Source organism: Cryobacterium sp. Y50, from assembly GCF_002929805.1.
Lineage (GTDB): Bacteria > Actinomycetota > Actinomycetes > Actinomycetales > Microbacteriaceae > Cryobacterium.
The window spans coordinates 53,910-66,851 of the sequence record NZ_PJJM01000090.1 but is presented as its reverse complement, the minus strand read 5'-3'; the positions used below and the strand labels follow the sequence as shown (position 1 = coordinate 66,851).

At 65.2% G+C, this 12,942-nt stretch carries 6 protein-coding genes and 2 pseudogenes; 2 read left to right on the top strand and 6 right to left on the bottom strand.

What is annotated here, in order from left to right; translation table 11 throughout:
- Positions 1-147 precede the first annotated feature (147 nt).
- Positions 148-531, top strand: coding sequence for a hypothetical protein (locus tag CXY73_RS22310; protein WP_199184181.1), 384 nt, complete (start codon positions 148-150; stop codon positions 529-531).
- 259 nt (positions 532-790) lie between these two features.
- Here CXY73_RS22310 and CXY73_RS22800 read toward each other — a convergent pair.
- Both CXY73_RS22800 and CXY73_RS10435 read right to left on the bottom strand, forming a co-directional pair.
- Positions 791-1,367, bottom strand: a pseudogene (locus CXY73_RS22800) (hypothetical protein); the annotation flags it as partial.
- 177 nt (positions 1,368-1,544) lie between these two features.
- Positions 1,545-6,551 (bottom strand): multicopper oxidase domain-containing protein, encoded by a 5,007-nt coding sequence (locus CXY73_RS10435; protein WP_104177667.1) that lies wholly within the window; start codon positions 6,549-6,551, stop codon positions 1,545-1,547.
- A 214-nt stretch (positions 6,552-6,765) separates the two neighbouring features.
- On the opposite strand from CXY73_RS10435, the pseudogene CXY73_RS10430 reads away from it, so the two are divergent.
- A pseudogene (locus tag CXY73_RS10430) lies at positions 6,766-7,414 on the top strand (ISAzo13 family transposase); the annotation flags it as partial.
- Between the two features lie 257 nt (positions 7,415-7,671).
- On the opposite strand, the gene CXY73_RS10425 reads toward CXY73_RS10430, so the two are convergent.
- The 4 genes from CXY73_RS10425 to CXY73_RS10410 all read right to left on the bottom strand — a co-directional run bounded on the left by CXY73_RS10425 (position 7,672) and on the right by CXY73_RS10410 (position 12,908).
- Positions 7,672-9,852: a 3-hydroxyacyl-CoA dehydrogenase NAD-binding domain-containing protein gene (locus tag CXY73_RS10425; protein ID WP_104177665.1), complete on the bottom strand. Its 2,181-nt coding sequence runs from the start codon at positions 9,850-9,852 to the stop codon at positions 7,672-7,674.
- Entirely contained in the window at positions 9,849-11,054 is a 1,206-nt protein-coding gene (locus CXY73_RS10420) for a thiolase family protein (RefSeq protein ID WP_104135021.1), read from the bottom strand. Before CXY73_RS10420 ends, CXY73_RS10425 begins: the two co-directional genes overlap by 4 nt.
- Before the next feature lie 98 nt (positions 11,055-11,152).
- Positions 11,153-12,349 (bottom strand): HRDC domain-containing protein, encoded by a 1,197-nt coding sequence (locus tag CXY73_RS10415; protein WP_104135061.1) that lies wholly within the window; start codon positions 12,347-12,349, stop codon positions 11,153-11,155.
- Between the two features lie 19 nt (positions 12,350-12,368).
- Positions 12,369-12,908, bottom strand: coding sequence for a DUF3000 domain-containing protein (locus CXY73_RS10410; RefSeq protein ID WP_104177682.1), 540 nt, complete (start codon positions 12,906-12,908; stop codon positions 12,369-12,371).
- Positions 12,909-12,942: the final 34 nt, after the last annotated feature.

The window sequence follows — 12,942 nt, the reverse complement described above, 5'->3', positions numbered from 1 at the left end:
GCACGTGAGATGCCGAGTTACGCGTGTCTTTGATTTACGGGCCCTAAGCGCCCGCGGGCGGTGCCGCTGCCACACCCGTTGTGGTGCTGGCGGCCACCGACCCCGAGCAGTAGGGGGCCGCCCTCCTCGGGCCGTGAAATGGATAACATGTATAACGGAAAACCCACTTGCCGGATTCACCTCTATGAGATCAAGAGCCCTGGGCTGGGCGGCGCCGGGCGCCTGCCCGCCCCCTCGCTGTTGCGACTCGGAGCGGGAACCAAGCACGGCCGGGTCACGGACCTCGACGGTTTCGGTATCGCGATGCTCTTCTTCAGTGACCCGGACGGGGTTCACCTGGAACTGACGGACCTCTCTAACTCAGTAGTGCAGCCGGACCGGTTGAACATCCACTCTTGCCCGCGGAGTGGGATCGAGCGGCTGCTTGGTCTGCCCTCGCTCCCGACCGGCGTCACCGTGCACGGTGACGTCACCGGACTGTACGCCGGACGACGTGCGGTGGATGATCGCGGCCCCGGGCCGCCTCGCTAGGTCCGCCAGGAGGCCGGTCTTCCACCTGCCTCACTTGGCCCTGGCAGGACAGCTGGGAAGGGCTCTTCAACGCGGCCTGCGGTCCACCAAGCCCAGCAACTACCTGACCACCCAGCCCCAACAGGGCCCAACCTCAGCACAGTGGAAGAACCGGACAGACCGGCAGCCTCCGTTGGCACAGCCCGCCCGAAGGTATCCCCTATCGCAGGGGTCGCCGCCCTGGCTCTGCTCTTGCTGCTCACCGTTTCTGCCGCCGCGTCATGATGAGTACCTCGCGAAGCGCGCCATTGCCTCCGGCCTCCAGGACCATCCGGGCCAGGCACAAGTCGAGGGGCAGCGCCGCGATATTGCGACCGTATGCCGTGAGCCGCTTGCGCGAGTCGGTGGTCCGAGCACCTGCGATGTCACTTAGGCCCAGGGAGGTCATCTGTACCATGACCGACGCCAGGTTGGTGAGCAGGATCTCGGGGTCGGTGAACTCCGATCGAGCCTTGAAATCCTCCTGGGAGTACAGCCGGATGCCATCGGTCATCACCTTGACCAGGGTGTTGACACTGGAGTGATCGGTGAAGCGCACCTGGATAACCCACCGCAGTCCCCAGCTCGGTGTCCAGCTCCTGCGCGGTGCGCTCGGCCACCGACCTGGCGGCGATGACGACCTGATGGTCTCGGATGGCCGCGGCGATTTCGTCCCTGCGGGCAGCGACCGGCAGGTCGTCGGGATAGCTGCTTCTGGGAACCGCGGTGAGACGGCGCGCGATACGGGCTGACCGCGCCGGCGGTACCTCGCTCGGCCTGCGCCGGGACGGACGCCGACGGGACTTTCGTGGGCTCACAGGTTCTGGTCGCGCGGGATGCGGCGCACGCGCTGAGAACACGAGGTTCAGGATATCCGGCCCGCGAGCCCCACTCGGTGGCACTCCTGGGTCCAGCGCGCCCAGCAACGCGCGTGAGCCGGCGGCACGCGAGGTGCCGCCGGCTCACGTTCTCAAGCTGTTCTCACAATGGATGGACTACTGGAGAGGCTTAAGGTCCGCCTTGGGCGAGTCCTCCACCCTGAAGATGCCCCACAGGCCCTGGTTGACCTGGTTCTCCAGACCGCCGTCCCGGTAAAGGTAGTCCCCAGGAAGCTTCTGGAGTCCACCGGCCCCACCGAGCAGGTTGTAGTTGAAGGCGTTGCCTGTGAGCAGACCGCCCTCAGCTGTCTTGATCATCGCGTTCGGGTCGCTTGGCTGGTAGCGCCACCCGTGCCCGTTCAGGCTGAAGGTGTGTGGCCGGTCGCGGTCACCACCCGATACGAGCCGCAGGTGCGTCTCGTCTCCGACATAGGCCCGCACGAGCGGTGTGGCCGGGTCGCCGTGCACCACCGACGACATGACGTTGGCCACCTCTGGGTCCTTCGCCAGGCGAGGGGCGAAACGTTCGGTCGTGAAGTTGATGCCCCGGTGCCCCTGGTCGCTGGGTTCGCCCTCCGCTGGGTAGGGGAGGATGGCCCCGGCCTTGTCTCGCAGGATCAGACCGTCGACCCAGTTGAGCACAGCCTCGCGGAAGCTGCGTTTGACGCCGGCGGCGTCGGTGTAGGTGACGTTGGCCTGTGCGCCCGAGGTGATCGCAACTCCGGAGTTGGGGTTGACGTATGTCGAGCCCTTTGGCTCGATCAACAGCGACCCGTAGGACCCGTGGTGGCGACTCCCACGCCGGTCAGCGAAGTCGAGCAGGTTCGCTGCGCCGTCCTCGACCGCGGCATGGGCATACCACGTGTACTTTGTCGTAACTCCTGGCGCTACGGTCTGGTCGTAGTTGTACCCGACCGTGGCCCCGTCGGAGTCAATGACATTGTAGGTCAACAGGTTTGGGTGCATGGACACCCGGTTGGAACGTGGGAAGTTCGTCACGTCCGCAGGCAACGGTAGGTCACCGGTGTGCGCTTCGGGCGTCTTCGGCAGCTCGTTCTTGAGCGTCACCGTGACGCAGTCACCCACATTTGCTCGGATCACCAGGGGCTCGGTCTTCATGGCACCCGTGCGAACCTTAGTCACATCCTCGCTCCGCACGAACATCGTGCCGTACGGGTCGTGGTCACCTGACTTCACGTTGTACACGATGTCCTTGGCGATGGCCGACACGTTGACAGCGACCGCCCTTGACCCTGTCGGGCACGGGGTGACCGAACCCAGCGATCCTGTTGGGGCAACCTTGAGCGCGTCACCGGGCTTAAGGGCTGGCCACGCGTTGCCAATTCCAGGAGCTGCCCGGTCGGGCAGCGGTTGGAGGTCGGAGACCGCGTTCTTGGGGACCCGGAACAGACCCCACATCCCCATCCACTGGTCCTCAAGCAACGGGGACCCATAAAGGTAGTCACCGGGGGAACCGGCGCCGTCCTGCAGGATCGACGGGGTGCCGTTGGCGACGCTGTTTGAGGCTTTGGCGACTGTTGCTGCAGCACCGGGGTTGGTCTTGACCACCTGCGAGCCCTGCAGCTCGTAGTTGAAATACTCCGCGAGCGAGAGGGTCTGGGTGTCGACCGTCCGAGACAGGGGGTTGTCCGGCTCATTCAGCCAACGGTGACCGTGAAGGTTGAACTCGTGCATCTCCTCGTGGGAGCCAGCCACGTTGCGGATGACCACAGGGTCCTTCGAGTACGCCCTCAGGAGCGGCGTATCGGGATCGCCGTTGACCGCGGATGAGTAGGTGTACGCGGGGTCGCCCTTAGCGCCGGTAACCCCGGGTTTCGTCCGGATCTGGAACGGGGCGTTCTTGTAGTTGATCGAGTAGCCGCCCTGGTCTTGGCCGTAGTTGTCCGGTGCCGAAGGTGGGTTGATCGGTGGACCAGTGCCGTTATCCTTCCACATGGGCGTTCGGTCGGAGTAGAAGATGGTCATTTCCCGGAAGTCCGGGCCGCTGGCTGAGCGGATATCGGCCATAGGGCCGACTCCGTTCGTCGCAGCACCAGTCTTCGGATCGTGCCACGTGGCGTCAGCGGGCTCGACGTTCATCGCGGCATAGAGGCCCTTCTGCTGGTGTAGATTGGCGTACTGATGGTCGTGGAAGAAGGTCGTCCGCAACGCTGTGTCCACGAACCACCGGTAGCCGTAGGTCTGGCCAGGCATTGCCGAGGAGCTGTAGTTCCAGCCTACGCTGGTGCCGTCGGAGGCAAGCTCGTCGAACTTGACCAGGTGTACGTGTGTCGAGACCTCGGACGTCTCCTCGGTGGCCATGTAATCACCGTCGAGGCGGTTCACGTGGTCGAGGGGGACGTTGGGATTCTCGTCGAGGTGCAGGTCGTTGGTGGTGAACAGCTGAACGCACTCACCAACCCTGGACCGAATGGTGTACGGCTCGGGTGCCTTCTGTCCTGTCCGTACAGCGACCGCATCGGATTCCTCCACGTAGACCCTTCCCTGCCTGTCCTTCCAGCCCGCGGAGTTGTAGGTGATCGGGGTGTCGATGACGTGTGGCCGGTAGACCCGTGTTGGTGCAGTTGTCGGGCATGGGTCGACGTAGCCGTTGCCGGGCTTGGCCGGGTCAAGAGCAGGCATTCCTGCAGCCTCAAGCGCGTTCGGGCCACGGGGGGCGTCGCCGGGGCGACGGATAGCAGCGAAGGTGTCTTTGACCACCGCGTTCGGCGGACGGTAGGCACGCTGGCCGACGTCACCCTTGACAAACAGTGGGAAACCGGGCTGTGCTGCGGTTGGGGCCGCCGTGGCGCCTGCCCGGTTCGGCAGCTCCTGCAGTGCCTCCAGGGGCGTGCCGTCGGCATACTGGGCCGTGCCGTCGCGCAACTTGTCGAAGATCCGCAGGTGGCCCCAGAAACCCTGGGCGAAGTGCGGGTAGAGGTGGCAGTGGAAGATCGTGTCACCAACCGTGCGCTGAGTGCCGCCGGCACCTCCCTCGATCTTCAGCTCCCGAGCCTCGTGGGGGCCAAACGACTGGACGTCATTAAGCGGTGACTTCGGGTTCTTCGGGTCGGCGTTCCAGCGCTGGGTGTGCTGGTGCCATGGGTGGGTCTCCTTGGCGCCCGGGTGGACGACGTGGAACTTCAGCGGGTCACCGACGTACGCCTTCGGGATCAGGTTGTCCGAATCGGTCACCTTCACGCCGTCGACGGTTCGGGTCAGCTTGCCCTCGTCGCCGAAGACCCATGACTGCAGGTGGGACTCTTCTCCCATGCATTTGGCGCCGGGGTCGTCGACGACCTTGTCGAGCTCGGGCACGTAGCCGTTGCAGAAGTTGTCGCTTGGGGCATAAGTCTTGCCGTTGGGGAGCGTGATGGTCTTGGCCACGCCACCCGGGTTCTCCGGAGTGACGGTCCCACGGTGCTCGAGGATGGCCCGCAGCCGGTTGCGCAGCGGCTCCGAGCGGTAGTTGATGCCGAAGGTCGAGTCCTTCAGCCCGGTCGTCGGGAAGGTCGGTTGTTTCCCGTCCCGGTCCAGAACGTCCTCGTTCTCGTCGAGGAAGATCATGACGGCCGAACGGGTCGAGTCCGCGCCGGCTCGGATGTCGGCGAACAGCTGGGACTCGACTGCGCGCCCACCCGTGAGCAGGTTGGCCCCGGTGATCTGATTGTGCCAGGTCGAATCCTTCGGGTGTACGACGACCGCGCCGTACAGGCCGTTCTGGACGGTGGTGTGCTTCGGGTCGTTCGGGTCGAGGTTGGCGTTGTCGTACAACGGCGCCTCGCCCTCCCGGTCGGCGTACCAAGTGTAGGTGCGCTCGGTGCCCGTGGCGATGGTCGTGTCCGGGTTTAGGCCTACCCGCGCGCCGTCAGAGGTCTTCACGTCCGCTTGAACGAGGCCTTGGGTGGACAGGCCGATTCGCCGGCCCGCGATGTCGTTGCGCACCTTGACGGACACGCAGTCACCGACGTTGGCGCGCACGACGAGTGGCTGGGTGAGGTTGGGGTTGGCAAGGATTTTTTCCTTGTTCACCCTTGCGTCGGTGTTCTTGAGGGCATACATCAGGCCGTTGGGCAGCTTGTCGCCCCAGCCGTTGAGAGGGATGGTCACCTGGAAGGCGGCCAGGTCGTACTCTATAGCGCGGGCACCGGCCGGGCAGACCCCGTTGGCCGGGGTGGTCGGATCGCCAATGACGGCTGTTGCCGCAGAGGGACCCATCAGAGCGGAAGTCGTCATCAGGACGACACCGCCCGCCGCCACGGCGATGACCAAGCGAGAGCGGCGTGGTGTCGAGGCCATGACAGGCCGGGCACGCCGTGCCGGTGTCGGGGCCATGACAGGCCGGGCACGCCGTGTCGGCGTCGGGGCATACCCACCGGTCACGTCATCGCTTCGGCGCATGCCCAGGATGAGGCCTGCCAGGGTGAGGAGCAGAAGCACCGGGAACACGCGAGCGGCCTCGATGGCTCCGTGCTCGAAGAGTGCAGCACCCGAGGTCGCCTCCATGTGGCCGCCCGTGGCCGATTCGGCCACCGCTACGCCAGTAGTGCCAGCGGAAGAGGCTGCACCGTTGTGCGCAGCGTGCGGGTCGGCAGCGGCTTCGGCGGAGCCATTGGCTTGGCCCGTCTTGGCCAACCACGCTGCCGAGGGCTGGTGTGGGTGGAACCCGGGTTTGGTCGCGGCAGCGACTGGGGCACCTGGCGCGCCAGGGGGCGGGACAGCACCAAGTGCGACGTTGGCGCCAGGAGCTGCCTGGGCAGCCGGTGCGCTAGCTGAGGCAACCGCGTGGGCGGCGGAGGCATGCTCGGAGGGGAAGATCAGCGTGTGGCCGATCGCACCTGACATGAACACCGCCGTGGTGACGCCGACGACCGCGACCGTGGCGCGAGCCAAGGAGATCATCCGAGATGCCGGCCGCAGGCGCGCGATCACCGCGAACACGATCAGGACGGCCGGTACCACTAGTAAAAGCGACAATGTCCCGTCCCGAAGGAAGTGCAACGCTGAGGTACCCGAACTCCAGTCTTGCTGGGCAGACGCTGCGTGAAGCCCGTGGAGCCAAGCCGTGCCGCCATAGGCGAACACCACTCCCATGCCGACGCGAGCTCTCATAGAAATGTTCATTGGTCTCCCTGTAACGGCATTGATGGTGTGCTGAGGTCAAGCCGGACCTTTGAGCTGGAACGAATCAGGGCGGAATGGCTTGGTCACGGGTGTGGAGGTCTACGGGGCAACCTTGCTCGGCCGACCTTGGGAAAACCTTGGGCTAGAAACGATCATGAGGGAGTCAGGACCCTACTTCCGGGCGGTGTGGCAATAGCGTCAGCGACGGTTGCTGATGGGCGCTGAGGCTCGGGTGCTGGGGCATGGCGGGGGTCGCGGTAGTGGCCCGGGCGGCTGGGGTGAGCCGGGTTACGGTGACCGGGGGCGTGCGGGAGTTGGACGCCGGTGATGAGCCGTTGGGGCGGACCCGGCGGGTCGGTGGTGGTCGCAAGAGTGTGACCAAGACCGATCCGGGGAGGGCGGCGCTGCTGGCGCTGGTGGAGCCCGAGTCGCGTGGCGATCCGGAGTCGCCGCTGCGGTGGACGACGAAGAGTCTGCGCCACCTGGCCGACGAGCTCACGCAGGCGGGCTGCCCGGTGTCGGCCCCGACCGTGGCGCGCCTGCTGCGGGAGGAGAACTTCAGCCTTCAGGGCAACGCCATGACGATCGAGGGCGGCCACTATCCGGACCGGGATGCCCAGTTCGCCTACATCAACGCCGCGGCCGTAGAGCACCTCGCGGCCGGGCAGCCGGTGATCAGTGTGGACGGCAAGAAGAAGGAGCTGGTCGGCAACTTCCGCAACGTTGGTCGGGAGTACCGGCCGGCTGGTGAGGCGGTGGCGACCAGCGTCTACGACTTCATGGGGGAACTCGGCAAGGTCACGCCCTACGGCGTGTATGACATGGCTGCCCGCACCGGCCTAACCGTCACCGCCGGACTCGACGACACTTTGTACCCCAGAGGCATCAAGATCACCGACCGTGAGATGGCAGACCTGGAAACACAACACCTCACCAGGCACGACTTCCACGGCGACTGAAACTACACCGTAAGCCCAGCAGATCAACCCTGAACTACGCGTGTTATTGATTTACAGGCCCTAAGAACATGGACGGGCCCGGGCCCCGTCCGCGGGCCCAGCTTATAAACTGGGCCCGCGACCATAAGGTGGGCCCGGTCAATGACCCGGCCCCGTTCTCGCTATCTTTGAGCGGAGGTCGCCCCGACGGCAGCACAGATGCCGCGGATCGCCGGGGTGTGGAAGGTTCCGCCGAAGACCCGCTCGCTCGCGCCGACCCGGTCGAGGTACGGGGTGATCCCGCCCATCTGGAACGGCCAGCCGGCGCCGAGGATCATGCACAGGTCGATGTCCTCGGCCGCATGCACAACGTCGTCGTCGAGCATCCGCTTGATTTCATCGACCAGGCCGTCTTCGACGCGCTGCAGAATCTGCTCGGCGGTCATTGGCGTGCTGCCGCCGGAGATGATCTTTAGTGCACCCTTGTCGAAGCCGGTACGGCGTCCCTTACCGTCCCGTTCGAGAATTTTGCCGTGCGCGGCAAGCTTGTGCAGGTTGTCGCTCTCGAAGAACCGGTCGGGGAAGGCCGCATGGTGCGTGTCGAGCACGTGAGCGCCCACGGTGAGGCCGACCAGCTCGAGCAGCTCAAACGGGCTCATCGGCAGCCCGAACGGCGCCACAGCGGCCTCCACGACTTCGAGGGGCGTTCCGGTATCAACGGCGTGCATTGCTTCACCGAGCAGCTTGGCGAGTACACGGTTGACCACGAAGCCGGGGGTGTCCCTGGTGATCACCGCATTCTTGCGCAGTTTGCCGGCGATGACCATGGCGGTCGCGAGGGTGATCTCGTCGGTCTGCGGGGTGTTGACCACCTCGATCAGCGGCATAACCGCGACCGGGTTGAAGAAGTGGAAGCCGACCAGGCGCTCCGGGTGCGCAAGCTTCGACCCGATCTGCTCGACCGACAGCGACGATGTGTTCGTCGCCAGAATCGTCTCGGGCGACACGAACTTCTCGATCTCGGCGAACACGTTCTGCTTGACGCCGAGCTCTTCGAAGACGGCCTCGATCACCCAGTCGGCGTCGGAGAATAACGACTTGTCGGTCGTGCCGGTGACGAGCGCGCGCAGCCGGTTGGCCTCGTCGGAGGAGATTCGATTCTTAGCCTCGAGGGCCGCGATCTCCCCGTGAATGTAAGCAACACCTTTGTCAACGCGGGCCTGGTCGAGGTCGGTGATGACGACGGGCACCTTGAGTCGCCGCACGAACAGCAACGCGAACTGGCTAGCCATGAGGCCGGCGCCGATCACGCCGACCTTGGTGATCGGTCGGGCGAGCTTCTTGTCCGGCGCTCCGGCCGGGCGTTTTGCCCGCTTTTGCACGAGGTTGAAGGCGTAGATGCTCGCCTGCAGCTGGTCGCCGGCGATGAGACCGGCCAGGGCCTCGTCTTCGCGCTGGAAACCTTCGGCGCGGTTACCGCTCTTGGCCGCTTGCAGCAGATTGAGCGCAACATCGGGAGACTTCGCGACTTCACCGATGCGGTTAACGAGCATCTTGCGGGCGATATTGATGGCAACGTCCCATTTGACCAGGCGTTCCATCTTGCCGGGGGTGTTCGGGCGAGACACCTTCGTCGTACCGGCGATCACCCCGTCGGCCCAGGCGATGGAGTCCTCGAGGAACCGCGCCGAAGTGAACATGACATCCGCGACGCCGAGGGCGAGGGCATCCGCTCCGGTCAGGGTACGGTTGTTCTTGAGCGGATTCTCGATGATGATCTTCAAAGCATTCTCGATGCCGATCAGGTTGGGTAGCAGGTAGGAGCCACCCCAGCCGGGGATCAGGCCGAGAAAGACCTCGGGCAATGCGATCGCGGGCACGGCCGCGTCCACCGTACGGTAGCCCGCGTTCAGGCCAATTTCGAGCCCGCCGCCGAGTGCGAGTCCGTTGATGAAGACGAACGACGGCACACCGAGGGTGTCGAGCTTACCGAGGGAGTGATGGCCGAGCTGGCTGAGCAGCCTGCCGACCTCGAGCGAGGGGATTTCGGCCACCTTGCTGAGGTCCGCTCCGGCGGCGAGAATGAACGGCTTGCCGGTGACGGCGACGCCGTGAATCTCGCCCCGCCCGGCGCGAGCTGCCAGCTCGTCCAGAGTGGCGGCAAACTCGAGCAGGGTGACCGGGCCAAGCGTGTTCGGCCGGGTGTGGTCACGCCCGTTGTCCAGGGTCACCAGGGCCAGGGTGCGGTCGGCACTCAGCGGTACATCGCGCACAAAAGAGTGCGTGACGACCTCGTCAGTGGAGATCGCGATCAGCGGGGAGAAGTCTAAGGAGTCGTAATTAATTGTGCCCGTGTCGGTCATCGCTTCGCTGCCTTCTTGTTGAAGTGCGGGTTTTCCCAAATCACGGTGCCACCCTGGCCGAGACCGATGCACATGGCGGTGAGACCGTAGCGCACTTCCGGGTGGCGCTCGAACTGGTGGGCCAGCTGGTTCATCAGGCGAACGCCCGAGCTGGCAAGCGGATGCCCCACCGCAATCGCTCCGCCGTATTCGTTCACACGCGGATCCTCGTCATCGATGCCGAAGTGGTCGAGGAAGGAGATGACCTGCACAGCGAAGGCTTCATTGAGCTCGAACAGGCCGATGTCGGTGATCGACAGGCCCGCCTTGCGCAGCGCCTTCTCGGTCGAGGGTATCGGGCCGAGGCCCATGACCTCCGGTTCTACGCCGGCGAAGGCGAAGCTCGTCATGGTCATCTTCACGCCGAGGCCGAGCTCCTCGGCGGTGGCGCGGCTGGCCAGCAGGCACGCAGATGCGCCGTCATTGAGCCCAGAGGCGTTGCCGGCGGTGACCCGTCCGTGGGAGCGGAAAGGGGTGCGCAGGCCGGCCAGTCCCTCCATGGTCGTCTCCGGGCGCGGCGCTTCGTCGCGCGTCGCCAGGCCCCAGCCCGATTCGCTGCGGGTCGCAACGGAAATCAGGTCGGGCTGAATCGTGCCAGCTTCGTAGGCCGCGGCGACCTTCTGCTGGCTGCGCAGCGCGAACCGGTCTGAACGTTCCTTGGTGTATTCGGGGAACCGGTCGTGAATGCGCTCAGCGGTCGCTCCCATGTTGAGGGCGTCTTCGCTGACGAGCCGCTCGGAGAGGAATCGTGGGTTCGGGTCGGCCCCAAAACCCATCGGGTGACGACCCATGTGCTCGACGCCGCCAGCGATGGCGAGGTCGTAGGCACCGAAACCGATCGAGGACCCCATCATAGTCACCGCGGTCATCGCCCCGGCGCACATGCGGTCGATCGCGAATCCGGGCACCGATTTCGGCAGCCCGGCCAGCAGTGCAGCCGTGCGACCGAGGGTCAAGCCCTGGTCGCCGGTCTGTGTTGTGGCAGCGATCGCGACGTCGTCAATACGCTCCGGGGGTACCCCCGGGTTGCGTTCCATCAACCCGATGATCGCCTTGACCACGAGGTCATCGGCTCGGGTATTCCAGTACATGCCCTTTTCGCCGGCGCGTCCGAACGGGGTTCGGACCCCGTCCACAAAGACGACTTCTGCTCTCTCGGCCACAATGCCTCCAGTACGTGTTGGGTCAGGTCAAAATCGACCTGTCAGGTCGTTTCGATCCTACGGCGGCGAAATTTCCCACCCGAATCGTTTGCCGGATCCTACGACTCCAGATCCGACACGGGATCGGCCATTTGTGGAACTGCTACAAAAGCATCCGCTATCAATTGTGCAGTCACGTCAACTTGCCAGCGTCGCGCCCCTAACTGGGTCAGCGCTTCTCCGACGGATGCCGAATCCGGCGGCTCCGGCGGCGTCCATGCCACCCGACGCAAAAAGTCCGGGGTCAGCAGGTTCTCCAGGGGAATCGCCAACTCGTCGGTGACGGTCTGCAGCGCAGCCCTCGCCGCCTTGTAGCGCACGTCTGCCTCGGGGTTACGGTCGGCCCAGGCGCGCGGTGGCGGGAGGGTGTCGTTGCTCGCCTTGAGCGGCGGCAACTCGGTGGTAGCGAGGCCACGCTGAATGGCGGCCCACCAGCGGTCGAGTTCGTTGCGACTCGCTCGCCCGTTGAACTCGCGCAGGTCGGACAGCGCCTGGCGGGTCGCGGGGAGCACCCGGGCCGCGGCGAGCAGGGAGGCGTCAGGAACCAGGCGGCCGGGGGAGACATCCACGTCACGGGCGAATTCGTCGCGGGCCAGCCAGAGCTCCCGGGCGACCGCGAGGTTGCGCTGGCCGCGCAGCGAGTGCAGACCGGACAATCGTCGCCACGGGTCGACGCGGGCGGCCTTGGCCTCCTTGGCCAGGGTCGCGGCGAATTCCTGATCGGCGATTTCGGTCTTGTCGGATTCCACCAACAGATCGACCATACGGTCGCGCAGGTCGGGCAGCAGCTCCACGTCGAGGGCGGCGTAGACCAGCCACGATTCCGGCAGCGGCCGGGTCGACCAGTTGGCGGCTGAGTGTTCCTTGGCCAGGTGAATGCCGAGCAGCTCTTCCACCACGGTGCCAAGGCCGACACGGGGGATGCCGAGCAGTCGGGCAGCCAACTCGGTGTCGAAAATGTGTGCCGGGTCAAGTCCCACCTCGCGCAGGCAGGCGAGGTCCTGGCTGGCGGCGTGCAGAATCCACTCCACGTCGGCGAGGGCCTCGTTCAGTTCACTGAAATCGCCGATCGGCGGTGGGTCGAACAGAAACGTTCCGGCGCCGCGACGGTAAATCTGAATGAGATAGGCGCGTTGCGAATAGGTGAAACCGGATGCCCGCTCCGCGTCGACCCCGATCGGCCCATTCCCGGCCGCCAGGGCGGCCGTGGCGGCCAGGTAGGCCTCGTGGGTATCCACGACCCGGTGCACAACGATGGTCTGGTTGGATTGCGATTCAGCCACGGGCTGCTCGGCGTGCTGACAACATGCTGACTCCTTCCCCAGCGGGAGGGAGTCCGGCGAGCATGCAGAGCAGCTCGCCCCACCCCTCGACGTGGGCGATGAGATTGTGATCCAGGGGTGTCCACGACGCGCGCAGCTCAATCTGCGCGCCATCTCCCTGTTTGGCGAGTTCGCCAAAGCCTGACGAGATTATTTTAGTCGCCGTTCCCGACGCCGCGGTGTACCTGGCCTTGCGGGAGTTCAGAGCATCGACCAGCCAGGCCCAGGTGACCTTCGCCAGAAAGGGATCGAGTCCGATTTCTACCTCGAGCGGCGCCTGTGCAAAGCAGACGACGCGAAACGCACCGTTCCACCCGTCTGGCTCATCCGGGTCGTACAACAGAATGAATCGGCCGGTTCCGAGTTCGGAGTCCTTGCCGTGTCGGACCGGCGTGATATTTGCCGCCAGGGCGAAGGAGTACGGCGCCAGCTGGGCCGGCGCGGAAATCTCGGTGACAACTAATTCGGCCCGACTCGTGGCGCGACGAATCATTGACAAAGCCGCGGCAAATTCGACGGGCAGCGAT